This window comes from Mesorhizobium sp. P2_D1, from assembly GCF_056404455.1.
This window is the reverse complement of the sequence record NZ_JBFUDZ010000011.1, coordinates 26478-50566: the sequence shown is the minus strand read 5'-3', so window position 1 is coordinate 50566 and position 24089 is coordinate 26478. Positions and strand designations below refer to the sequence as shown.

Genomic DNA, 24089 nt, shown 5'->3' with positions numbered 1-24089 from the left:
AGAAGAAATAAAAAACGGCGCCCGAAGGCGCCGCTTTTTTCGACGAATGGCTGCCGCCCCTACTCCGCCGCCACCTTGGCCATCGGGTTGTTCGGGTGCGTCGTCCAGTTGGCATAGATCGGCGACACCGGCTTGCCGGTGCGCTGGTCCATCGCGCCTGCCGCGAGCGGCTCCATGGTGATGCAGTTCTCGACCGGGCAGACGTTGACGCATAGATTACATCCGACGCACTCGGCCTCGATCACCTCGAAATGCCGCTTGCCGTCGACCATGCTGGTGATCGCCTGATGCGAAGTGTCCTCGCAGGCGATGTGGCAGCGGCCGCATTGGATGCAGGCGTCCTGGTCGATACGGGCCTTGGCGACATAGTTGAGGTTGAGGTACTGCCAGTCGGTGACGTTGGGCGTGGCGCGGCCGACAAGGTCATCGAGCGAGGCATGCCCCTTCTCGTCCATCCAGTTTTCGAGACCGGCGATCATCTCCTGCACGATCTTGAAGCCATAGGTCATCGCGGCCGTGCAGACCTGCACATTGCCGGCGCCGAGCGCCATGAATTCGGCCGCGTCGCGCCAGGTGGTGATGCCGCCGATGCCGGAGATTGGCAAGCCGTGGGTTTCGGGATCGCGCGCGATCTCGGCCACCATGTTCATGGCGATGGGCTTCACCGCCGGCCCGCAATAGCCGCCATGCGAACCCTTGCCGTCGATGGTCGGCTGCGGCGCGAAACTGTCAAGGTCGACGCCGGTGATCGAATTGATGGTGTTGATCAGCGACACCGCGTCGGTGCCGCCGGCAAGCGCGGCGCGCGCGGGCTTGCGCACATCGGTGATGTTGGGCGTCAGCTTGGTGATGACCGGCATGCGGGTGTTGGCCTTGCACCAGCGCACCACCATTTCGATGTATTCCGGCACCTGGCCGACGGCGGCACCCATGCCGCGTTCCGACATGCCGTGCGGACAGCCGAAATTGAGCTCGATGCCATCAGCTTCCGTCTCCTCGACCACCGGCAGGATCGCCTTCCAACTCTCCTCGACGCAAGGCACCATCAGCGAGACGACGATGGCACGGTCGGGCCAGTCCTTCTTGACCTGCTTGATCTCGCGCAGATTGACCTGCAGGTCGCGGTCGGTGATCAGCTCGATGTTGTTGAGGCCGAGCAGTCGCCGGTCGGCGCCCCAGATCGCGCCGTAACGCGGGCCGTTGACGTTGACCACCGGCGGGCCTTCCTCGCCAAGCGTCTTCCAGACAACGCCGCCCCAGCCGGCCTTGAAGGCACGGATGACGTTGTAGGCTTTGTCGGTCGGCGGCGCCGAGGCCAGCCAGAACGGATTGGGCGATTTGATGCCGACGAAATTATTGCGGATGTCTGCCATGACAGGTCCCTTTCAACCGAGACGAAGGAGCAGTTCGACGGGTGCAAGAATGCCGCCTTCAAGTGCGGCGGTGATATTGGCGATCTTGGTGCGGGCGTCGTCGCCCATGACGAGGCCAACGCCGGGCGGCGGCTTGCTGCCTTTCGCTTGCGCGGCTGCCAGGCGCGCACGCATCGTGGCAAAGAACTCGATGGCAAAGGCGCCGCGCGGCCGCTCGGCGATCACGGAGAACCCGGCGGCGACGGCCGCTGAGCGATAGTCGTCCGGGGTGGCAACGAAGGACATGGTTTCATCAGACGCCCATGGCAGCGGATAGGTCAGCGCGCCGTCCTTCAGCCGCATCACATCGTAGACGGCGAAAACGCCGCCCGGCCGTAGCACGCGGGCAGCTTCGCTCATCAGTCCCGGCTTGTCGGGCAGGTTCATGCCGACATGCAGGAGGACCGCCGCATCGAAGCTGGCATCCGCGAATGGCATGTCCAGCGCACTGCCTTGCACGAACCGCGTCTTGCCCGCCAAACCGGTTCGCTCGGACAGGCTGGCCGCGATATCGACATAGCTTTGCGTGAGGTCGATGCCGGTAACATCGGCGCCAACATTGTTGGCGACAAAGCGGGCCGGCCCGCCGACGCCAGACCCGATGTCGAGAAGCATTGTCCCCGGCTTCAGCCCCATCTGCCCGACGAGTGCCATGGTCGCGGCCACTCCGCCAATGTGAAATTCGTCGACCGCTTCAAGATCGCTTGCACGCAGATTGGCAACGTCCACGCCGCTATCGGCGAGCGCGGCAATGATCCGCTCCTCCAGGCCCGATATGTCATAGTGACGGGCGATGCCCGGTTCCACCGTGGCCATGATCCTATCCCTGAGCGAGGCTCCTGTGGATGCTCTCCGCCGCGTCGCGGCCTTGCGCCACGGCCGAAACGGTGAGGTCGTCGCCGCCGAAGATGCAGTCGCCGCCGGCCCAGACCTTCGCGAGCGAGGTGCGGCCTTCCGCATCGACCTTGATGCGTCCGGCTTCGAGCTCGATCTCGGCACCGCTGCCGTTAAGCGCGGTCGGCACGAAACTCTGGCCGATCGCCTTGAACACCTGGTCGGCGACCAGTGTCAGCCTCTCGCCGGTGCCGGCAAGCCTGTCGCCGTCCATGGCGGTGTATTCGAGTTCGATGGCCGACACCTTGCCGCCTTCGGCAATCACCCGCTTCGGCTGCAGCCAGTGGCGGATGGTGACGCCGTTGGCGGCGGCAAGATCCTGTTCGAACCCGGAAGCGTTCATCTGCTCGTGGCCGCGCCGGTAGCAGATCGTCACTTCCTCGGCGCCAAGCAGCTTCGACTGCACCGCCGCGTCGATCGCCGTCATGCCGCCGCCGATGACGACGACACGCCGGCCAACCGGCAGGCTGGCGAGATCACTGGCCTGGCGCAGCTCGGCAATGAACTCGACCGCGTTGGTTACGCCGTCGGCATCCTCGCCATCGGCGCGCAGCGCATTGACGCCGCCAAGGCCCATGCCGAGGAACACGGCATCGTAATTGCGCATCAGGTCGGACAGCTGGTAGTCGCGACCAAGTGCCTTGCCGTTCTGGATGTCGATGCCGCCGATGGCGGTGACGTAGTCGACCTCGGCCTGGGCGAAATTGTCGACGCTCTTGTAGGCGGCGATGCCGTATTCGTTGAGCCCGCCGGCCTTCGGCCGCGCTTCCAGGATGGTCACGTCATGGCCGTGGCGGGCGAGCCGATGTGCGGCGGCGAGGCCGGCCGGCCCTGCCCCGACCACGGCGACCGTCTTGCCGGTGGCAGTGGCGCGTTGGTAAAACTGCTTGTTCTCGCTCATCGCGACATCGGTGGCATAGCGCTGCAGGCGGCCGATCTGGACCGGCTTGCCTTCCGCCACCTCGCGCACGCAAACCTCTTCGCACAGCGTCTCGGTCGGGCAGACGCGGGCGCACATGCCGCCCAGAATGTTCTGGTCGAAGATCGTCTTGGCCGAACCGATCGGATTGCCGGTCGATATCTGGCGGATGAACAGCGGAATGTCGATCGAGGTCGGGCATGCATTCATGCACGGCGCGTCGTAGCAGAAATAGCAGCGGTCGGATTCGACCAGCGCCTCGTGGTGATCGAGCGGCGGGTGCAGGTCGGAAAAATTGTCCGCATACTGGTCGGCCGCGAGCCGACCGCCGGCAATACCTTCCTTGAACTGGCCTTCTGGCATCGTCAGTTCCCCATGTTTTGTTTTGGCGAAGGCTAGCACGTTTTGTTTTTTTATCAATTGGTCAATTTTCGGCGCAAGACCCTGATAAGGCTGAATAAAATATGAACTTTTTACTCATGTTATGGCGTTTGCAGTGCGAGCGAATGGCTGGGCTCGACAGCATGGCCATGGATAGCCCGGACCTCGTCCGCAACCAGTTCCTGCAACCGCCACAGATTGCGGTCGTGGATGCCGAACGCTTCGAGATGACTGACCGTGTTGTAGAGATATTCGGCGCCGGATCCGATGTGCCCGCAGGCTCTGGCCAGCACGCTCGCCACCTTGTCCAGCGGCTGCTTCAGCGACGTTCCCCTGCCCTTCACGCCAACCCAGAAGCCAAGCGCGCGCAGCGACCCTTGTGCCGTATGCACCGGCAGCCACCTGACCGTGTCGATACTTTCGTGGTCGCTGATCTCACGCCGCAGCAGCCGTTCGATCTGGGCCGGTTTTTCGCCCTCCGGCAAGCGGTAGATGACGCCGTTGCACCGTCCGCCCCGCTCGAGCGCCATCATCAGCCCCGGCTGCTCGGCGCTGCCGCGCCAACGCACCATGTCGAGGCAGAAGGAGCGGTGCCAGCCAAAGGCCGTGGCGAGCTGCTGCTCGACCGACTCGAACTCCGGCTTCCAGATCAGCGACCCATAGGCGAACACCCAAAGCGGCCCCTCGTCGGCTTCATCGGACAGCCGCAAGGCAAGGGGCCGGAAATCCTCGTCTTTCAACTCCGTCCAGCTCGGGTCAGGGCCAGGATCAGCCTCCTCCCGATGGCACAGTGCGACAAGCTCAGGCGTGAGCGACATCCGGCGCATGAAACGACATCCCCTCTCCACCGCAGAGAAATCGAAAACCGGTGGGCGCGCAACCCGGGAACGCTTGTCGCGGATCGACATTCTTGTTTGGGCGATTGTCGGATTTCCGTCGTGAAGATCGTCCTAGGATGGATCGACCGACGATCAATGCATAACCGGTGAGGAGACCGACCATGCCAAAAACCCCGATGCCCTTTTTCTGGTACGAATTGATGACCACAGATCTCGACGCCGCCGAGGCGTTCTACACCAAGGTGGTCGGCTGGACTGCGCAGCCTTTCGACAAGGCCCCCGACATGCCGCGCTATATCGTCATGAATGTCGGCGAGCGTGGCGTCGGCGGGCTGATGACAATGCCCGAGGACGCCGCCAAGATGGGCATGCCGCCCGCCTGGCTCGGCTACATCCATACAAAAAACGTCGATGCCGCGACGGCGTCGCTGGAGAAAGCCGGCGGTGCGGTTCACCGCAAGCCCGACGACATTCCGGGCGTCGGCCGCTTTGCCGTCGTCGCCGATCCGCAAGGCGCGACCTTCATGTTCCTGCAGCCGAACGGCCCGGACCAGCCCATCGTGCCAGCCAGCACCCCAGGCCATATCGGCTGGCATGAGCTTTACACATCGGACTGGAAGGCCGCATTCGATTTCTATTCCGACCAGTTCGGCTGGGCCAATGCCGGCGATTTCGACATGGGCCCGATGGGCACCTACCAGACCTTCACGGCCGGCCCCGAATCCGGTGGCGGCATCATGAACAAGCCGCAGCAGATCCCGGTGCCGGTCTGGCAGTTCTACTTCAATGTTGCGGCCATAGACGCGGCCGCCAAGCGAGTCACCGACAATGGTGGCAAGATCCTGATGGGCCCGATGGAGGTCCCCGGCGGCAGCTGGATTGTACAATGCCAGGACCCGCAAGGCGCCCATTTCGCATTGATGGCGCCGGTACGGTAAGAGGCCAGGCCCGGTTTCTCCGCCCCTCTGTCCATCTGGACAGAGGGCGCTGTCTCGCTGACTCTGGCGCTCTTTGAGAATTACTCGGGCGTCAGCACCGCGACTTTCAGGTCTGCTTTTTTCGCGCCGCTGAACTGGACGGTGGCCGGGCCGGCCGCAAGCTTGAAACGCACGCTCTTGCGGATGCCGGGGCAGGTTTTCACGCCGCTATAGCCCACCGACTTCACGTTGTGGCCGTCCTGGATAACATCGACCCAGGCCTCGCCCGACAGGCTTATCTGGATGGCGCCCTCGGCCGGCACCTCGACGCTGGCGACGGCACCGAACGTGCCTGATGCGGGGGCATGTTCGGGCGGCAGCGCAAAACCGGCTTTCTCCGCCGGCACCAGTGCCAGATCCGCAGCAGCACCCACCACCAGCGTCGCTCCAGACGGCGTTGGAGGCGCTGCGGCAAACAACGCCTGTTCCCGCGTCACCGGCCATTTGAAGGCCTCGCAGCCGGCATCCTCGGCCATGGCGAAGCTGGTCCCTGCAAGGATTGCGAATAGGCTGATGGCGACTTTTTTCATAACCAAGGGAACCCACCTGTTCGGAATGTCCATATTACGGATACAACCATAGCGATACAAATGCAACCCCTACGAGAACAATATGAAAGGTCAAACCGGGGAACATTTCCAATCACCGATTGTTGATGGCATGCCATGGGAAGTGAATGGTCCGTTACCCAGCGACAATCTATGGCCGGTCGGGAAGCGACAAATGGAGCCATTTATGAAGCTTTTCGAAAGCCTCGCCAAGTATCAGCCGCAGGCCTTGGGGGTGCTGCGCATCATGACGGCGCTGCAGTTCATCGAGCACGGCAGCCAGAAATTGTTCAATTTTCCCATAAGCGACCAACCCCATACCCTTACCGGGCTGACACTCGCCGCTGGAATTCTCGAATTCGCCGGCGGCATCCTGCTGGCGCTGGGGCTGTTCACCCGCCCGGTCGCGTTCCTGCTGGCTGGCGAAATGGCGATCGCCTATTTCATGGCGCACATGCCGCGCGACTTCTTCCCCGTCAACAACGGCGGAGATTTGGCGATCTCGTTCTGCTTCATCTTCCTCTATCTGGTGTTTGCCGGCGCCGGGGCCTTCGCACTGGACAACCGCCGGAGCGCCTGACCACTTGGGAGGGATGCGTGCTCAAGCGCGCATCCTCTCGAAATTGGCGTCGAACAGCGGCGCCGCCTGCATGCGCGCGACATGCCGCTTGCCCAAGAGCTCGATCTCGAAGCCTTCGCTCTCGTCGGCGATCTCCTTCGGCACATAGCCGACGGCAACGGACTGTTTCGAGTGATGCGCGTAGCCACCCGAAGTCACCCAGCCACACACCACGCCATCGAACCAGATCGGCTCGTCGCCGATGACATCGGCGTCGTCGGCATCGACGATGAAGGCGCGAAGGCGCAGCTTGCCGCCCTGCTTGCGCTCGGCGAGCGCCGCGGCCTTGCCGATGAAATCCGCATCCTTGCTATAGGCAACGAAGCGGTCGAGACCGGCTTCCAGTGGCCCATAGATCGGCCGGTACTCGCGCGCCCATGAACCGTAGTTCTTCTCCAGCCGCAGCGCGTTGAGCGCGCGCGAGCCGAACAGGCCGATGCCGAATTCCTCGCCGGCCGCCATCAGGGCCTGGAATGCAGCGCGCTGATACTCCGGCGCCACCCAGATCTCGTAGCCGAGGTCGCCTGTGTAGCTGACGCGGCCGACCAGGCAAGGCGCCATGCCGATGTCCATTCTTGCAACCGCCATGAAGGGAAACGCGGCGTTGGAGACATCCGCGCGGCTGACCTTGGCCAGCACTTCGCGCGCTCTCGGCCCGGCGATCGCCAGGCCGGTGAGTTTTGGCCCCAGCGCCTCGATGCGAACCGAACCATCGGCAGGCAGGTGCTTCTCGAACCAGCGCATATGGTATTGCTCGGCGATGCCGGAGCCGGCGAGGAACCAGCCTTCGCTGCCGATATTGGCCAGTGTGAAGTCGCCGATCAGCTTGCCGTCATCCTTCAGCATCGGCGCCAGCGTCATGCGGCCGGGCCTGGGCAGCTTGCAGGCGAGCATCCGGTCGAGCCAGGCGGCCGCCCCCTCGCCCGCCACCTTGTATTTGGCGAAGCTCGAAATCTCTGACAGGCCGACGCCGTCGCGAACGGTCGCGACCTCCCTGGCGACCTGGGTGAAATCGCTCGAGCGGCGCCACGAGAACTCGTCCTTGACGCCTTCGGGCGCATACCAGAGCGGCACCTCGAGCCCATAGGCGACGCCCCATTGCGCGCCCTTGGCCGACAGCAGATCATAGACCGGTGTCGTCTTCAGCGGCCGCCCGGCGGGCAGCTCCTCATTGGGGAAGCGGATCGAAAAACGCCTGGAATAGTTCTCGCGCACCTTGGCGTTGGTGTAGGCCATCGTCGCCCAGTCGCCATAGCGCGCGACGTCCATCGCCCAGATGTCGGCGCCGGGATCGCCCTCGATCATCCAGTTGGACAGCGCCAGGCCGACCCCGCCGCCTTGGCTGAAGCCGGCCATGACTCCACAGGCAACCCAGAAACCCGGCAGGCCGCGCACCGGCCCGACCAGCGGGTTGCCGTCCGGCGCGAAGGTGAAGGGGCCGTTGATGATCTGCTTGATGCCAGTGTTCTGGAACGCCGGGAAATGCCGGAAGCCGACCTCGAGCGACGGCGCGATGCGGTCGATGTCCGGCGCCAGCAATTCATGGCCGAAATTCCACGGCGTCTGGAACTCGGACCACGGCTTGTTGGCCTTCTCATAGGTACCCATCAGCATGCCGCCGCGTTCCTGGCGCAGATAGAGCTCGCCATCGAAATCGACCGCGTGGATGATCTCCGTGCCGGTCTTGGCGTTCCAGGCGGCGACCTCCGGCATGTCCTCGGTGATCAGGTACATGTGCTCCATCGCCAGCACCGGCAGTTCGAGCCCGACCATGCGGCCGACCTCGCGCGCCCACAGGCCGCCGGCATTGACGACATGCTCGGCCACCACCTCGCCCTTGTTGGTGATGACGCGCCACATCCCATCGGCGCGCCGCACGATGTCCTCGACCTTGGTGAAGCGCTCGACCTCGGCGCCGAGTTTGCGCGCCGCCTTGGCATAGGCATGGGTCACCCCCGACGGATCGAGATGGCCGTCCTCCTTGTTTCTGACAGCGCCGACGAACTGCTTGGGATCGAGCAGCGGCATCAGTTCGGCCGCCTCGCTGGGCGAGATCTCCTCAAGCTCGATGCCGAGATAGCGCCCCTTGGCGACGACGCCGCGCAGCCAGTCCAGCCGCGCCTCGGTCGCCGCCAGAAGCACACCGCCGGTCAGGTGCACGCCGGTCGCCTGGCCGGAAAGCTCCTCGATCTCCTTGTAGAGGTTGATCGTGTATTTCTGCAGCTTGGCGACGTTGGGATCGCCATTGATCGTGTGCATGCCGCCGGCCGCGTGCCAGGTCGAGCCCGAGGTCAGCTCGTCACGCTCCAGAAGCACGACGTCGGTCCAGCCGTGGCGGGCCAGATGGAACAGTACGGAGCACCCGACGACGCCGCCGCCAATGACCACGACCTTTGCATGCGATTTCATGGATTTTTCTCTGATATCAGTGTGTTGAATGGGTGAGATGAATCGAAACGCGAGGCATCACGGCTCGCCCTGCCCGATCGCTTCGCGCCGCTTGGCCATGTAGGCCTCAAGCGCCTCGCGCACGGCGATATCCATCACCGGCTCGACATAGTCCTCGAGCGCCTTCTTCCACAGCCGCGTCGCCCGCGCCGTGGCGTCGAGGCCACCGGCTTCCTGCCAGGCTTCGTAATTCTGCCAATTGGACAGCATCGGCTGGTAGAAGGCGGTGGCGTAACGCTCGAGCGTATGCGGCTCGCCGAAGAAATGGCCGCCGGTCGGCACCGCGCCCAAGGCTTCGACGGCAAGCTCCGCCTCGTTGACCTCGATCGGGCGCAGGAACTCCATCATGTGCTGGATCATCTCGACATCGATGATGAGCTTCTCGAACGACGCTGTCAGTCCGCCCTCCTGCCAGCCGGCAGCGTGGTAGACGAGATTGCCGTGGCCGAGCACCGCGCCCCACAGCGCCATCAGCGTCTCATACGCGCCCTGCGCATCGGCGGCGTTGGAGGCGGAACCCGGGGTGGTGCGGTAGGGCAGATTGTAGCGTCGCGCCAACTGCCCCGACGCGATGTTGGCCTTGGTATTCTCCGGCGTGCCGAAGGCCGGCGCGCCCGACTTCATGTCGACATTGGAAGTGAAGGCGCCATACATGACCGGCGCACCGGGGCGCACCAACTGCGTCAGCACCACGCCGAACAGCGCTTCGGCATTCTGTTGCGCCAGCGCGCCGGCCAGCGTCACCGGGCTCATCGCCCCCATCAGCGTGAACGGCGTCACCGCCACCGACTGGCCGAACTCGGCCATGGTCATCAGCCCCTCTGCCATCATCTCGTCAAAGCGGCGCGGCGAGTTGACCGAGATGATGGTGGTGATCCCGGGATCGTCGCGCATCTGGTCCAGCGTCAGCCCGCGCGCAATCGCCATCATCTCGATGCCGTCCAGCGCCCTACCCCTGCCGATCGCCGAGACATGGAAACTCTTGTCGGTCAGCGTCAAATTGGTGAAATAGGTGTCGAGATGGCGGGAATTCGCCGGCAGTTCCACCGGTGCGCAGACCTGGTTGCCCAGCATGTGGATGCAGTTGAAATGCTGCGCCAGTCGGGTGAGGTCGGAATAGTCGCGCAGATTGCCAGCGCGGCGGCCGCGTTCCATGTCGTGCACATTGGGCGGCCCGGCGACGAGCGTGAAATTGATGGTGTTGCCGCCGAGATGAATGGCGTTGGCCGGATTGCGCGGCGTCAGCACATAGCTGGACTGCGTGGTCTTCAGCGCCTCGGCGACGAGGCCGCGATCGATGCGGACATTCGCCGAGGCATGGTCGACGCTGGCGCCGGCCTTCTCGAACAGCGACAGCGCGCGCGGGCTCATCACCTCGATCCCGAAATTCTCCAATATGTGCATCGACGCCTGATGGATCTGCTCGATCTTGTCGGCCGAGAGCATTGCCATTGGCGGATAGGGATTGGTCACGCGCCGGAGCGGCAATTGCGGGATGGCCGATGGCCCCCTGTTGCTGGTGCGCTCGGCGCCGCGCTTGCGTCTTGGTTCGTTCATGCCTGACATCAAAGCCTCGGCAAACCGGGCAAGCTGTCAGAAATACGCCGTTTGCGGACGTGATTTTAGCCACGGCGGCATTTCTGCAGTGTCCATTTAGGAAAAACGACAAAATGCGTCGTTTTATTGGTACTGGATTTTGTCGAGCAGCTGCGCCGGTGAGGCATTAACGAACGTCGCAAGATTCCTTTTATGTTTTCGCCCTATTGCTCCTCCAATGCGTAGTTCGAGTTTTAGTAAAATTGGTGCGGTTTGCGTGCTGCTGGCGCTTTCGGCCTGCGCCACGGCGCCCAGTCATATCAACAATGTCTGCGCCGTCTTCGACCAGAACGATGGCTGGTTCGACAATTGGCAGTCGGCCGCCGAGCGCACGCAGCAGAAATACGGCGTGCCGGTCCCCGTGCTGATGGCAACGGTGCGCAAGGAATCCGGCTTCAAGAGCAACGCCCGGCCGCCGCGCACCAAGCTGCTCGGCTTCATTCCATGGAAACACGTCTCGTCGGCCACCGGCTTCTCGCAGGCACTGGACGGCACATGGTCGCAATATCAGAGAGAGACCGGCAACTGGGCGGCACGGCGGACCAAATTTGCCGACGCCGTCGATTTCGTCGGCTGGTATCACTCCAAGACGGCAGACAGCTATGGTGTTGCCCGCAACGACACCTACAATCTCTATCTCGCCTACTATCTCGGCTGGACCGCCTATGGCCGCGGCAACCGCGGCGATGCCGGCGTCCAGGGCTATGCGAGGGCCACCGAAAAGATGGCGCGGGACTATGCGCAGCAGCTGAGCCAGTGCGGCAACTGAACGCGCCGCTGCGCTAACTCCGGCTGCGCCCGTCAGTTCGGCTTTTTGCCGCGTGGAGGCTTGGGCGCGGGTGTCTCCGAAACATGCGGCGCATCTTCCGGCACGCCCTCATGCGCGGCGTGTTCCTTGTCAAACTTGATCACCGGCTCCATCTTGGCCAGCACGTCGTCGGCCAGCCAGCACAGGCTCATATGACCGTCGCCCAGGTTCTTGACCGGCGGCACCTTGGTCTCGCACAGATTGTCCGGCACAAGTTTCTTGTAGCCGCAGCGTGTCTGGAAGGGACAGCCCGACGGCGGGTTCATCGCCGAAGGAATGTCGCCCTCCAGCACGATGTGCCGCTTCACCACGCTGGTGTCGGCGATCGGGATCGCCGACAGCAGCGCCTCGGTATAGGGGTGATAGGGCGGCGCGAAGATCTGGTCGGTCGTGCCCTGCTCGACGATGTAGCCGAGATACATCACGACGACACGGTCGGCTATGTAGCGCACGACCGACAGATCGTGGCTGATGAACAGCATCGTCGTCTTGTTCTTGCGCTGGATGTCCATCAAGAGTTCGGTCACCGCCGCCTGCACGGACACGTCGAGCGCCGACACCGGCTCGTCGGCCACCACCACCTTGGCGTCGCCGGCAAAGGCGCGCGCCACACCGATGCGCTGCTTCTGGCCGCCGGAAAGCTGGCGCGGCTTGCGGGTCTCGAACGCCCGCGGCAGCTTCACCAGGTCGAGCAGTTCCAGCATGCGCTTGCGGCGGTCGGCAACCGTCTTGCCGACGTTGAATTTCTCCAGCGTGCGGATGATCTGCGATCCGACCGAGTGGCTGGGATTGAGCGTGTCGAACGGGTTCTGGAACACCATCTGGATCGACGACACGGTGTCGACGCTGCGCTTCTCGATGCCGGTCGACTGGATTTCCGTGTTGCCCAGCGTCACACTGCCGGAGCTTGCCGTCTCCAGCCCGAGCAGCACCTTGGCCAATGTCGACTTTCCACAGCCGGATTCACCGACGATGGCGACCGTCTCGGATTCGCGCGCCATGAACGAGATCGTCTCGTTGGCCTTGACGACGCGGCCTTCGCTCGAGCCGAACACCTCGCTGCCGCCGACCTTGTAGTATTTTCTCAGATCCTCGATCTTGAGCACCGGGGCGCCGGGCACGACGCGCTCATTGACCTTCTTGGCGCCGGGCGGCAGGGCCTCCCAGTCGATCTCGTTGAAACRCACACAGCGCGAGAAATGGCCTTCGTGGCCCGCGACCTCGATCATCGGGATCTCGGCGGCATTGCAGACGCCCTCGACGAAATGGTGACAGCGCGGGCCGAAATTGYAGCCCTTCGGCCGCTCATGCGGCAGCGGCAGCTGTCCAGGAATCGAGATCAGCGGCCGTGAATTCTTGTCGGCGCCGGGCAGCGGGATCGAGCGGAACAACCCTTGCGTGTAGGGATGGCGCATGCGGTCGAACACGTCCTTGATCTTGCCGGTCTCGACCGCCTCGCCCGAATACATCACCGTGATGCGGTCGCAGGTCTCCAGGATCAGGCCGAGATTGTGCGACACGAAGATCATCGAGGTGCCGAACTTCTCGCCCAGCCCCTTGACCAGGTCGACGATGCCCGCCTCCACCGTCACGTCGAGCGCCGTCGTCGGCTCGTCCAGCAAAAGCAGCGCCGGCTTCGACAGCAGCGCCATGGCGATAACGATACGCTGCTGCTGGCCGCCCGAAAGCTGGTGCGGATAGGAGCGCATCATGCGCTCGGGGTCGGGAAGCTTGACCGAACGCACCATTTCGAGCGCCCGTTTGTAAGCCTCTTCCTTCGACACCTTGTCGTGGATCAGCGGCACTTCCATCAATTGCTGGCCGACCTTCATCGCCGGATTGAGGCTCGCCATCGGTTCCTGGTAGATCATGGCGATCTTGTTCCCGCGGATGGCGCGCAGCTCCTCGTCGGAGAGCTCGCCCATGTCCTTGCCCTGGAACTTGATCTTGCCGCCGACGATCTTCCCGATATTGGAGAGGTCGCGCATGATGCCGAGCGACACGGTCGACTTGCCGCAGCCGGATTCACCGACGATGCCCATCGCCTCGCCCGGCATGACCGTGCAGGAAAAATCCATGACCGCCGGGATCTCGCCCTTGCGGGTGAAGAAGGAGATCGACAGGTTCTCGATCTCGATGATCGGCCCATTGGTCGGCTTGGCGGGATTTCGAACTGCCTCATTCATGGGTCGCTCCAATCCTTGTTTCAGGCCGGCTCTTCGCTCTTGGGGTTGAAGATCCGTCCATCAGTCTTTCATCGATTGTTCGCGCAGCGAGTCGGCCAACAGGTTCAAGCCCAGCACGAACGACATCAGTGCGATCGTCGGCGGCAGCGCCGGGTGGATGAAGGAGCGCAGCAGGCGGCTGGCGTCCTTGATCGCGGTGCCCCAGTCCGGGCTTTCGGGCGCCAGGCCAAGGCCGAAATAGCCGAGCGTGCCGAGCAGGATCGTGGTGTAGCCGATGCGCAGGCAGGCATCGACGATCAGCGGCCCGCGTGCATTGGGCAGGATCTCCCACAGCATGATGTACCAGGGCGATTCACCCCGCGTCTGTGCGGCCGCCACATAATCGCGCGTCTTGATGTCCATCACCAGGCCGCGCACGATGCGGAACACGCCGGGGCTGGAGGCGAACACCACCGCCACGAAGATGTTGAGCTGGTTGGGGTCGATGTGCACGATCTTCAGCGGATCGGCGTCGAACACCAGGCCGGCATAGATCCAGCCACCGACGATCAGGGTGATGCCGAGCAGGATGTAGAGCCGATCGGGCCGGTTCTTGTAGCGCGTCCAGAACAGCACGCTGAAGAAGATGATCGGAAACAGGAAGAACACGCCGGCCATCGCATAGGGGATCGGCGTGTCCATGATGCCCGGCGTCACCAGCAGGTAGAACAGCAGGATCACAGGGAAGGCCAGCACCAGATTGGCCAGGAACGACAGCACTGTGTCGATCTTGCCGCCGTAGTAGCCGGCCGGCAAGCCGAGCGTGATGCCGACCATCAGCGCGAAGCCCGTCGCGGCAGGCGCTATGATCAGCACGATCTGGCTGCCATAGACCATGCGCGAAAACACGTCGCGTGCCAGCTTGTCACCGCCGAATAGATACGTCAGCCCCGATTGCGGTTCGATGGCGCCCGGCAGCACGTCCTTCATGATCGGGACCTGGGCCAGCGGATCGAAGGGCGAGATGGTCGCGGCGAAGATCGCCGTGAACAGCCAGAACAGGCAGATGCCGACGCCGACTATGCCGACGCCGCTGTCGAACAGCTGGCCGTAGAGCGCCAGCTTCTTCTTGTAGGCGAAGCTCGCTCCCATGACGATGAGGAGCGCGATCCAGACCGGCCAGAAGCGCGACAGCACTTCGAGAACGACGGTGAAGGAACTGATGTATTGGATCGGCATCCGCTTCGCCCCCTACTGAACTCTGATACGCGGATTGAGAAACGCGTAGCCGACATCGGAAATGAGTTGCGTGATCAAGACGATGAACACCGAAACCAGCGAGCAGCCGAGCAGCAGGTCGATGTCGTTGTTGCCGGCAGCCTCGACCAGCGTGTAGCCGAAGCCCTGGTAGCGGAACATCACCTCGACGATGACGACGCCAGTGAGCAGCCAGGGAAACTGCAGCATGATGACGGTGAATGGCGCGATCAGCGCATTGCGCAGCGCGTGCTTCACCACCACGCTGCCGAAGGAGAGACCCTTCAATCGGGCGGTCCGGATATATTGCTGCGTCATCACCTCGACCATCGAAGCGCGCGTCATGCGGGCGATGTAGCCGATGCCGTAGATCGCCAGCGTCATGACCGGCAAAGTGAAATTGTAGAAGGTGATGCCCTGGCTGGCCGATGCCGCCGAGCCGTTCAACCAGCCAAGCCATGAGGCGAAGATGACGGTGAAGATGACGCCCGACACATATTCGGGTGTCGCGGTCGAGGCGATCGAGGCCACCGACAGCACGCGGTCGGTTCGCGACCCTTCGCGCATGCCGGCCAGAATGCCGATCAGCAGCGAGATCGGCACCATTACCGCCAGCACGCAGAGCATCAGGGTGCCGGTCGCGCCAAGGGCGGGAAACAGTTTCGAGGCGACGCTAGCCTTGAATTTGGTAGAGCAGCCGAAATCGCCCTCGAGAACGCCAGCGAAGGTCGGCACGACCGGATCGTTGCAGAAGGAGAAACGCTGCGCCGGCTTGCCGGTCGCCGGGTCGGTCACCGGCTGCTTGGGCACGACGCCCAGCCACTGCCCATAGCGGACGAAGAAGTTCTGCCGGTAGCCATGGTTGACCAGCCAGCTTTCGAGCTGCTCGGCCGAGGTATGCATTTCGGTCTGGCTGATCGCCAGCTTCTTCAGATTGGGTTCAAGGTTGATCAGGAAGAAGACGATCATGGTCAGGCACAGCATCGTCAATGCCATGGTGCCAAGGCGCCTGATAACGAAAGAAAGCATGGCGGTCCCCTGCCGATGGGTTGGGGTTTGAGCCGGCTATGAAAGCCAACCCTGCCGTGACCGGCGGGGCTGGCTGTCAAACAGGCCTTCGGATGCGATCAACCCTGTTTTTGTTGCATGACCTTGCCCGGGAGTCCGCAACTTTTTTGAGAAGCGGACCTACAGGGACGGATGATGCCAACAGCGAGGGAAGGGGCTGATGCCCCCTTCCCCTTGTCCGTGCGATCAAGCCTGGTCGAGCCAGACCTTGCCGTAGTCGCGCTCGAAGGTCGGATGCATCTTGTAGTTCTGCACCGCCTTGACCGAGTGGCTGTAGAGCTTGCGCCAGTACGGCTGGATCAAGATGCCGGAATCCTGCAGGATCTGCTCGATGTCCTTCATCATTTCCTTGCGCTTGGCGGCGTCGGCAACGGCGAGCGCTGCATTGAGCTTGGCGTCCCAGTCGGGGTTCGACCAGGCCGTCTCGTTCCAGGCCTCGCCTGTGCGATAGCCGATCGCAAGCACCTGGACGCCAAGCGGCCGCATGTTCCAGTTGGTCATCGACAGCGGATACTTGGTCCAATCGTTCCAGAACGTCGAGCCAGGCAGCACGGTGCGCTTCACCTTGAGGCCGGCGTCGCGCATCTGGGCGGCGATCGCATCGCCGGTGTTCTTGTGCCAGTCCTCGTCGACGGTGATCAGATCGTGCTCGAAGTCAGCCTGGCCTGCCTCCGCCATCAACGCCTTTGCCTTGGCCGGATCGCGGGCGACCTTCGCAAGCTCGAAATATTCCGGGTGAATCTGGCAGACATGGTGGTTTTCGGCAACGGTGCCGGCATTGCCGTAGCCGAGCTGAAGAACGACATTGTTGTCGACCGCAAGCTGCAACGCGTTGCGCACCTTCTGATCGCCATAGGGCTTGTTGTTGACGTTGGTGCGGCAAACGATGGTCGACGCCGTGACGATTTCCGACTTGACCAGGTCCATGCCGTCGAGGATCGACACATAGTCGGCCGAGGTCTCGAAGTTGGTGTGGACTTCGCCGGCTTCGAAAGCGCTGACCATGGCTGCAGGATCGGTGCCATAGTCGATGAATTCCAGGCCATCGAGGAACACTTCGCCGTCCCACCACTTGTCGTCGGCACGGCGCTTGTAGACCACCTTCTGGCCGACATCGTAGGAGACGAGTTCGAACGGGCCGGTGCCGATCGGGCAGGATTTGAAATCGCCGCCCTTCTCATCGAAGCTCTTGTGAACGATCAGGCCGGGATAGTCGCACATGTTGGGGATGAGTGCGATATCGGGCTTGGAGAGCTTCAGCACGACCGTGTGGTCGTCCGGCTTGGTGACGGCGCTTTCGTCGAGCTTGTCGTCCTTGACCAGCGAGCCGAGACGGCCGGGCATGGAATTGCCTTCGGCCTTCTTGTCGGCCCAGCGCTTGAGATTGAAGATGACGTCATCGGCGGTGAAGGGGTCGCCATTCGACCAGGTGACGCCCTTGCGCACATGCAGCGTGTACTGCGTGGCGTCGTCGTTCACGTCCCAGCTTTCCAGCAGATAGGGGCGGAACGTGTATTCGGATGTGTACTTGACCAGCGGCTCGAGCGCCTGGCGCTCGGCATTGGCGATTTCCGACCAGTCGGCTTTGCGCGGGTCCTTCGGATCCTTGATCCACTGGGCGATTTTCAGCGTGCCGCCCTTCTTGCCTTTTACCTCTTCGGCCTTCGCCGGCGTCGGGTCGGCGAGGCCGAGCAAGCCGTAAGCCATTGCCGTCGACGCGCCGAACACGCTGGCCATGGCCAGGAATTCGCGGCGATCCACCGTGCCTGCCTTGGCGTCTTCGGCCATGGCCAGGATGTGATCGGGAACGCGATCGCCGTTACTCTTATAAATTGTCATGACTTAACTCCCATTGTTGGCTTTCCGCCTTTTAACATTCCGCATCCAGGCCATGATGTCAAAGCCGGTTTGGATTGGAACATGTTAGCGAATGTGCAACTTTGGAAAGCGGGCGGTTCGCGTGATAACGACAGTCTTGGCGCAAAATTGCTACTGCCCGACTGATTCCTCTGGAATCTCGATAGTCGAATAAACTGAGACATTTACTGAAGGCCGAACAGCGCCAGCCTTGGGCCGTCATGGGGCCAAAAGCCCCGTCGAAGTATCAATATTCTTTCTCGTAGAAGATGCCGCCCTTGGCCTCGCCGGCATCATTGGCCTCGCCGCGCAGTTTGACGCCGCGCCCGACATTGAGGTCGATGGTCGCCTTGCCGGAACCGGGCTTGTCGCCTTTCTGGATCGTCACGTAGGTGCGGTCGTTCAGATACTTGCCCGCCGAAACCGCCGTGCCGCCCCGGTCGTCGGTGGTGACGTCGAGATCGTCGACGCCGATCGCACTGCGCAGGTTTTCAAGCAGCGACGTCGAGCCGCCGACCCCGGCCAGTTGCCCGGCCGCTTCGGCGAGCTGGGCGATCTGCAGYGGCGACAGGTTGGACATCGAGCGCCCGAAGATCAGCTGCGCCAGCACCTCGTCCTCGGGCAGCGCCGGCACCGAGGAGAAAATGAATTTCGGATTGGTCGCCTCACCCGACACCACGATGGTGACGGTGGTGGAGGTCGTCGTCGTTGTCGCCGTCAAATTAAGATAAGGCACCAGCGAGCCGGAGAAGCCGACCGTGCCCTCGGTGAAGGTCAGCCGCTTGCCAAGAATCGACAGCCGCCCGCGCTGCAGTGTGAAGGTGCCGACCGCTTGCGGCGACGAAGCCGGGCCGGTCAGCCGGAGCGAGCCGCCGAGTTCGGCATCGACGCCCCTGCCCTGGATGAAGATCTGGTTCGGCGCGTTGATCGTGACATCGAGGACGAGGCCGCTGCCGCCGCCACCGCCACCGGCCGTCGGCGGGCGCAGCGCCTTGTCCTGCGCCAGCACGGCACCTGGCGCATTCTTGTGCTTGACGTCGAGTGCCGACAGCGAACCTGGCAGCCTGTCTGGAACCGTGATCACCGTCTTGGCGAGATTGATGGTGCCCGCAATCACCGGTGCGGAGGTCAGCGGCCCCTTGATCGTCAGGTCGCCGCCGAGATTGGCGGTCACCACGCGGCCGTCCGTATAGCGGCCGTCGACCAGCTTGATCGACAGATCGGCCGGAAATCCTTGCGCCGGGTTGATGCCGACCGTGCCGCTGGCCGACAGGCTGCCGCGCGTCGACAGCGTGCCGGTCAGCCGGTTGATCCTGGCGACGCCGCCTGCGATCGATACGTCGGCGGCGATATCGTTGACCGCGAGGCCCGAGCGCGCGTCGACCAGGCGCGCGCCGGAGGTGCTGATCGAGCCGCCGATGACCGGCGATGTCGCCGGACCGCGAACCTGCATGTTGACATTGGCCGTTCCAGACAGGGACAGCCCCTGCGCGGCAAGCTTCTGGCTAAGCAGACCGAATGGCACGGCGCCATTGAAATCGAGCACCAGCGCCGGCGTGCCTGCCGTCGTCACGGTGCCGCCGCCCTTGAGGCCAAGGCCGGCTCCATCGCTGACATTGGCGTTGAAGGTCAGCTTGTTGGCGGCGAAGGTACCTGACGAAGAAACACTCACCGCACCGACACCCGCACCCCGGGTCTGCGACGTCTGCACGCCGGTCGCGTCGATGTTGAAGGCAACAGCGGGGCTCGCCGGCGCACCCGTCACCTTCGCTGTGCCCGAGATCGAACCGGCGGCATCGAGGCCCGGCGAGAAACTGTTGGCAAGTGACATCGGCACTCGGGCCAGCGTCGCGTTGATGTCGAGCGCCGTGCCAACCTTGCCGGTCACCGTCGCCGTTCCGCCACCCAGGTTGAGCACCAGCCGGTCCAGCGTCGTCGTGCCATTGGCAATGCTGACGGTCGAGGCCTGGGCTATGGCCGCCTTGATGCCCTTGACCGTGGCCTGGCCGGAAGCAAGCTCGATGGTGGTCGTGCCGTTGGCCACTTTCACCCGGCCAGCGGCCTGCACCGGGATGCCTTTGACGGTGGCGCCACCGGAAAAGCCGGTCCAGTCGCCATCGCGCTTCAAATCCACATTGATGCCGCTGATCACTGTGCCGCCGGATGTGACGGTGTCGGCGCGGATCTTTCCGGAAATCACCGGAGCCGCGAGATAGTTGGCGATCAGCGCATCGACGGAAACGGCCTTTGCCTGCAAATCGCCGCGCGAGATCGACGCCGTCGCCGCCTTGATCGCGACTTGCGGCGCGGTGCCGTTCTTGGAAAAGGCGATGGTGCCGCGCACGTCGCCTTCCGCTTTTTCCAGCGCAAGTGCCGCAAGTGGGCCGATATCGGGCAGGTCGAGCGCGATGGTGCCGACCGGCACGAACTTCTCGTCCAGCGCCAGATCGCCGGAGATCCTGTTCTTGCCAAGCGACAGCAGCAGGCCGTTGATGGCGCTTTTGCCGTCCGCCGTCGCCAGCACCGCACTGCCTTGCAGTGGCTGGCCGGCGACATTGCCGGTGAGTTGTACATTCGCCGCCGGGTTTGCGGCATCTGCCTTGCCGGTGGCGGTGAGCTTCAGCCCGGTGATCTCGCGCGCGGCCACCAAAAGCCGGTCGCTGTCGACCGTCAGCGACAGATCGGGCGCGGTCGCCGGGCCCTGGGCGTTCAGGGCGAAGGCGATGGCGCCCTTGGCGTCTTTCGAAAGCAGCGAGATGTCGCTTAGCGCGCCCTTGATGTCGGCGGCGACCTTGCTGTCGGCAAGGCTGGCCTGCCCCTCGGCAGTCAGTGCACCGGAGGCGAGCGTCAATCCATCGACATTGACATTGCCCGACGCATCGCGCTTCAGCGCAGCACTCAGTTCCGCGCGTTCGGCAAGCACGCCGCGCACCGCCGCCGGCAGCGCCGCGGAGGCTGCGTCGGCTTTCAAATTGAGCTCGATGGCGCCGTCGGCCAGCGATACCCGGCCGCTAAAGTCGCTGTTCAGCGCATCGCTCGTCACCGAGCCGCTGTCGATGGTGATGGCGTCGGTAGCGAGGCTGCCGGCAACCTTGGCCGTGACCTTGCCGGCGATCAGTGGCGCGATCGTTGGGTTGTCGAGGCCAATCTGGTCGGCCGACACTGTACCGGAGATCTGTCCTGTCCGAGCCTTCAGATCGAAAGCATCGGAATGCAGGGCGACAGCGACGCCCTCGACCTTGGTCAGCTTGGTGGCGACCGACGGCAGCGACGCCGAAATGTCGAGCCGCGGCTGCGTGCCCTGCCCCGCTGCCCTTACCGACAGCGCCTGCAGTTCAAGCTTGATAGGGCTTTCCGCGCTGCCCAGCGTCAGCGGCAAGCTGGTTCCGGCCGAGGCGAGATCGAGGGCAAAATCGCTGGCGCCGTTCGGGTTGAGGGTGCCCGCCGCCTTGCCGGAAATCTTGTCGCCTGTGAGCGTCGCATGATCGAGCACGACGCCGCCGGCCGTGGTGTAGCTGCCCGCCGCATCGACGGCGAGCGGCCCGAGCCCGGCCTGCCGGGTCTGGCTGGTTTCGACGCCGGCCAGTTGTGCGTCGAACCGAACCTCGGGCGCAGATGGCGGCCCGGTCACTTCAGCGGTACCACCGAGCGTGCCCACGGCATCGAGACCGGGCGAAAAATCATTGGCGATTGCCGCCGGCAGTGCCGAAAACTGCGCCGCCAGATCGAGAGCCTGGCCGGCGGTGCCGGATAGCGTCACCGAGCCGCCACCGACATCAAGCGCCAGTTTTTCGATGCTAGTCGTGCCATTGGCAATGCTCAACGTCGATGGCTGCGCGATCGCGGCCTTGATGCTGCGAACCGTGGCTTCACCCGAAGCAATCTCGACGCTGGTCGTCCCGTCCGCGATCTTGACCCGGCCGGCAGCGGTCGCCGGAATGCCCGATATGGTGGCGCCACCGGTAAAATTGGTCCAGTCGCCATCGCGCTTCAGGTCGACGCCAATGCCGCCGATTTCCGTGGTTCCGGAGGCGACGCTGTCGGCCTTGATCGAACCGGCGATCGCCGGCGCCTTGAGATAATTGGCAATCAGCGCATTGACGGTTATGGCCTTGGCCGTCACCTCGCCGCGCGCGATCGACGTGCTCTTGGCGTCGATGGCAACCGAGGGCAGGTCGCCATCCCTGGCGAAGCGGATGGTGCCGTCGATGTCGCCCGTCACCGCCTGGCCGGCGAGCGCTGCCAATTGGTCGATAGCAGGCGCGGCGAGCGTCAGCGTGCCCAAGGGCATGAATTTGTCATCCAGCGCGAGGTCACCCGAGACCTTGTTGTCGCCAAGCGAAACCAGGAACCCATTGATCGAACGCTTGCCTTCGCTGGTCACCAGCGCCGCCTTGATGTCGAGCGGCTGGTCGTTGACGGAACCGGTCAGCGAGACATTGGCGGAGGGGCTGGCAATGTCGGCCTTGCCGCTTGCCGTCAGCTTTATGCTCTTCACCGTGCGGCCCGAAGCCGTCAGGCTGTCGCTGTCGGCGGAGACCGTGAAATCCGGCGCTGTCCTGGCGCCGCTTGCCGACAGTGCAAAATCGACGCCGCCGGCCACCGGCACGCCGACCATCGGCGACAGCACCGAAACGTCGCCCAGCTTGCCCTTGATATCGGCCTGGATGTCGGTGCCCTGCGCGCTAGCCGTGCCACTGGCGCTGAGCGTGCCGGAGGTCAATGAGATCGAGTTGGCGGCGAAGGATCCCTGCGGATCGCGCGTCGCCGCGGCCGAGAACTTCACCCGGGCGCCGAGCACCGAGGCGATCTGCGGCGGCAAGGCCGTCGCCACGGCATCGGCATTCATCTTGAGCTGCATCGACAGGTCGGCAAGTGCAACCGTGGCGGTCAGCGAGGCGTTGACCGCGTCGGAGCGCAGCGTGCCTTCGTCGATGGCAATGGCGTCCTTGCTGACCGACCCGGCCAGATCGACATTGACCTTGCCGGTGACCAAGGGCGCCAGCGTCGCCACGTCGGTTTTGAGGCCGCCCGCCGCTAGCTTGACGGTGACCGGCCCGGCGCGGTTCTGGATATCGAAGCCGTCCGAATGGATCTGCGCCGCCAGGTCGTCCAACCGCGTGCCGCCGGCGACGATTGAAACGAAGGAGGCGCCGATGTCGATGATCGGCGTCTTGCCGTCGCCGAACGCGCGTGCGGTGGCGTTGTTGATCGCCAGCGTGATCGGCTGCGCCTTGCTGCCAACGCTGATCACCACAGGCGCGCCCTTGGCGGCGAGTTCCACCGCGAGATCGCTGGCACCGGCAGGGTCGACGATGCCGGACGCGGTGCCGTGCACCGCATCGCTGTCGATGCTGGCGCGGTCGACACTGACACCGCCCGCCGATGTGGCGGTGCCAGCGACATCGAAGCTGGTCCTGCCGGCAAACAGCGTCTTCAAATTCTCCGGCAGGAAGCGCGCGAAATCACCGTCGCCCTTGGCCTCGATGTGATTGCCCTTGTCGGTCAGTTGATGGCGCCCTGTGAGCTGGGTGACGATCTGGCCGTCGACAACGAAGGTCCCGATGCCGCTCCAGTTGGCCAGCGGGCCCGTCCCCGAGACAATGATGTCGACCGGCGGCGTATCAGGCAGATTGAGCAGGTTGGCGATGATGCCGCCCGCCGGCTCCGATGCCTTCAGATCAAGGTCGAGCTTGTTGTCGGCTGGCGCGAAATGGACTTTGGCATCGACATTGCCTTGCTTGCCGTCATGGCGGGTGACGTCGAGCGTCGTCTCGACCGCCAGCGGCGCGGCGTCGACCTTGAGCATGCCCTTGGCGGCAAGTTCGGCGATGCCGCTGCCAGCCAGATCCTGGCCGAGCGCGATTTCGGGAAGGTCGATCTGCTTGATGTCAAGCGAGACCGGCAGCGTCGTCGTGCCGCCGCTCTGCGCCGGCTGCGCGCTGGCCACCGGCAGCCGGGCCAGTTCGATGCGCCCGGCCGCGATGCGGTCGGCGCTGAAGCTTCTCGACAGCAGTGCCAGCGGAGACCAGTCGACGGCGACCTTGCGCGCCAACAGCCAGGCGCCCTCACGGTCTTCCAGCACGATATGGTCGGCGCTGAGCGCGCCCGACCAGATGCCGTCGATACCGCTGACGGTGATCTTGCGGTCACCGCTCGACGCCAGCCGCGAAATGATGCCGGCAAGATTGTCGCGTCCACGCTCGGTCTTGGTCAGCACCACCAGCGCGCCGATCGCCCCGGCGACAGCAATGAGCAGCGTGTAGAGGACAATGCGAAGGATGCGCCTGAATATCTTCAT

Annotated in this window: 15 protein-coding genes; 3 read left to right on the top strand and 12 right to left on the bottom strand. The window is 63.7% G+C overall.

Annotation, left to right across the window (positions count from 1 at the left end):
• Nucleotides 1–59 precede the first annotated feature (59 nt).
• The 4 genes from preA to AC1D0I_RS10965 all read right to left on the bottom strand — a co-directional run bounded on the left by preA (nucleotide 60) and on the right by AC1D0I_RS10965 (nucleotide 4433).
• Entirely contained in the window at nucleotides 60–1373 is a 1314-nt protein-coding gene (gene preA / locus AC1D0I_RS10980) for an NAD-dependent dihydropyrimidine dehydrogenase subunit PreA (protein WP_477395030.1), read from the bottom strand.
• Between the two features lie 12 nt (nucleotides 1374–1385).
• On the bottom strand, nucleotides 1386–2228 hold the full coding sequence (locus AC1D0I_RS10975) for a class I SAM-dependent methyltransferase (protein WP_477395028.1): 843 nt from the start codon (nucleotides 2226–2228) through the stop codon (nucleotides 1386–1388).
• A gap of 4 nt (nucleotides 2229–2232) precedes the next feature.
• A complete protein-coding gene (locus AC1D0I_RS10970) occupies nucleotides 2233–3588 on the bottom strand; it encodes an NAD(P)-dependent oxidoreductase (protein WP_477395026.1) in 1356 nt (451 codons plus the stop codon).
• Between the two features lie 119 nt (nucleotides 3589–3707).
• Nucleotides 3708–4433 carry a gamma-glutamylcyclotransferase gene (locus tag AC1D0I_RS10965; protein WP_477286750.1) on the bottom strand — a complete coding sequence of 242 codons (726 nt, stop codon included), beginning with the start codon at nucleotides 4431–4433 and terminating at the stop codon, nucleotides 3708–3710.
• A 173-nt stretch (nucleotides 4434–4606) separates the two neighbouring features.
• Here AC1D0I_RS10965 and AC1D0I_RS10960 point away from each other — a divergent pair, with 173 nt between their 5' ends.
• Entirely contained in the window at nucleotides 4607–5383 is a 777-nt protein-coding gene (locus AC1D0I_RS10960; RefSeq protein ID WP_477395024.1) for a VOC family protein, read from the top strand.
• 80 nt (nucleotides 5384–5463) lie between these two features.
• Here AC1D0I_RS10960 and AC1D0I_RS10955 read toward each other — a convergent pair whose 3' ends face one another.
• Nucleotides 5464–5952, bottom strand: a complete 489-nt coding sequence (locus AC1D0I_RS10955; RefSeq protein ID WP_477395136.1) for a hypothetical protein — start codon at nucleotides 5950–5952, stop codon at nucleotides 5464–5466.
• A 205-nt stretch (nucleotides 5953–6157) separates the two neighbouring features.
• On the opposite strand from AC1D0I_RS10955, the gene AC1D0I_RS10950 reads away from it, so the two are divergent.
• Nucleotides 6158–6550 (top strand): DoxX family protein, encoded by a 393-nt coding sequence (locus tag AC1D0I_RS10950; protein ID WP_477227089.1) that lies wholly within the window; start codon nucleotides 6158–6160, stop codon nucleotides 6548–6550.
• A 21-nt stretch (nucleotides 6551–6571) separates the two neighbouring features.
• On the opposite strand, the gene AC1D0I_RS10945 is transcribed toward AC1D0I_RS10950, so the two are convergent.
• The gene (locus tag AC1D0I_RS10945; protein WP_477395022.1) at nucleotides 6572–8998 is read right to left on the bottom strand and encodes a GcvT family protein; all 2427 of its coding nucleotides are present in this window, start codon (nucleotides 8996–8998) and stop codon (nucleotides 6572–6574) included.
• A 57-nt stretch (nucleotides 8999–9055) separates the two neighbouring features.
• Complete coding sequence (locus tag AC1D0I_RS10940) at nucleotides 9056–10594, bottom strand: trimethylamine methyltransferase family protein (RefSeq protein WP_477395021.1); 1539 nt, start codon at nucleotides 10592–10594, stop codon at nucleotides 9056–9058.
• 217 nt (nucleotides 10595–10811) lie between these two features.
• On the opposite strand from AC1D0I_RS10940, the gene AC1D0I_RS10935 reads away from it, so the two are divergent.
• Nucleotides 10812–11402: a transglycosylase SLT domain-containing protein gene (locus AC1D0I_RS10935; protein ID WP_477395019.1), complete on the top strand. Its 591-nt coding sequence runs from the start codon at nucleotides 10812–10814 to the stop codon at nucleotides 11400–11402.
• A gap of 32 nt (nucleotides 11403–11434) precedes the next feature.
• Here the strand turns inward: AC1D0I_RS10935 and AC1D0I_RS10930 are convergent, their stop codons facing one another.
• The 5 genes from AC1D0I_RS10930 to AC1D0I_RS10910 all read right to left on the bottom strand — a co-directional run bounded on the left by AC1D0I_RS10930 (nucleotide 11435) and on the right by AC1D0I_RS10910 (nucleotide 24089).
• Nucleotides 11435–13627, bottom strand: coding sequence for a dipeptide ABC transporter ATP-binding protein (locus tag AC1D0I_RS10930; RefSeq protein WP_477395017.1), 2193 nt, complete (start codon nucleotides 13625–13627; stop codon nucleotides 11435–11437).
• Nucleotides 13628–13687: 60 nt separating this feature from the next.
• Complete coding sequence (locus AC1D0I_RS10925) at nucleotides 13688–14845, bottom strand: ABC transporter permease (protein WP_477395015.1); 1158 nt, start codon at nucleotides 14843–14845, stop codon at nucleotides 13688–13690.
• A 12-nt stretch (nucleotides 14846–14857) separates the two neighbouring features.
• On the bottom strand, nucleotides 14858–15892 hold the full coding sequence (locus tag AC1D0I_RS10920) for an ABC transporter permease (protein ID WP_477226940.1): 1035 nt from the start codon (nucleotides 15890–15892) through the stop codon (nucleotides 14858–14860).
• Between the two features lie 225 nt (nucleotides 15893–16117).
• On the bottom strand, nucleotides 16118–17770 hold the full coding sequence (locus AC1D0I_RS10915) for an ABC transporter substrate-binding protein (RefSeq protein ID WP_477301921.1): 1653 nt from the start codon (nucleotides 17768–17770) through the stop codon (nucleotides 16118–16120).
• 265 nt (nucleotides 17771–18035) lie between these two features.
• Nucleotides 18036–24089 (bottom strand): translocation/assembly module TamB domain-containing protein, encoded by a 6054-nt coding sequence (locus tag AC1D0I_RS10910; protein WP_477395014.1) that lies wholly within the window; start codon nucleotides 24087–24089, stop codon nucleotides 18036–18038.

Coding starts and splice junctions, on each gene's coding strand:
- preA (WP_477395030.1), bottom strand. CDS start 1,373: ATGGCAGACATCCGCAATAATTTCGTCGGCATCAAATCGCCCAATCCG.
- AC1D0I_RS10975 (WP_477395028.1), bottom strand. CDS start 2,228: ATGGCCACGGTGGAACCGGGCATCGCCCGTCACTATGACATATCGGGC.
- AC1D0I_RS10970 (WP_477395026.1), bottom strand. CDS start 3,588: ATGCCAGAAGGCCAGTTCAAGGAAGGTATTGCCGGCGGTCGGCTCGCG.
- AC1D0I_RS10965 (WP_477286750.1), bottom strand. CDS start 4,433: ATGCGCCGGATGTCGCTCACGCCTGAGCTTGTCGCACTGTGCCATCGG.
- AC1D0I_RS10960 (WP_477395024.1), top strand. CDS start 4,607: ATGCCAAAAACCCCGATGCCCTTTTTCTGGTACGAATTGATGACCACA.
- AC1D0I_RS10955 (WP_477395136.1), bottom strand. CDS start 5,952: ATGAAAAAAGTCGCCATCAGCCTATTCGCAATCCTTGCAGGGACCAGC.
- AC1D0I_RS10950 (WP_477227089.1), top strand. CDS start 6,158: ATGAAGCTTTTCGAAAGCCTCGCCAAGTATCAGCCGCAGGCCTTGGGG.
- AC1D0I_RS10945 (WP_477395022.1), bottom strand. CDS start 8,998: ATGAAATCGCATGCAAAGGTCGTGGTCATTGGCGGCGGCGTCGTCGGG.
- AC1D0I_RS10940 (WP_477395021.1), bottom strand. CDS start 10,594: ATGAACGAACCAAGACGCAAGCGCGGCGCCGAGCGCACCAGCAACAGG.
- AC1D0I_RS10935 (WP_477395019.1), top strand. CDS start 10,812: ATGCGTAGTTCGAGTTTTAGTAAAATTGGTGCGGTTTGCGTGCTGCTG.
- AC1D0I_RS10925 (WP_477395015.1), bottom strand. CDS start 14,845: ATGCCGATCCAATACATCAGTTCCTTCACCGTCGTTCTCGAAGTGCTG.
- AC1D0I_RS10920 (WP_477226940.1), bottom strand. CDS start 15,892: ATGCTTTCTTTCGTTATCAGGCGCCTTGGCACCATGGCATTGACGATG.
- AC1D0I_RS10915 (WP_477301921.1), bottom strand. CDS start 17,770: ATGACAATTTATAAGAGTAACGGCGATCGCGTTCCCGATCACATCCTG.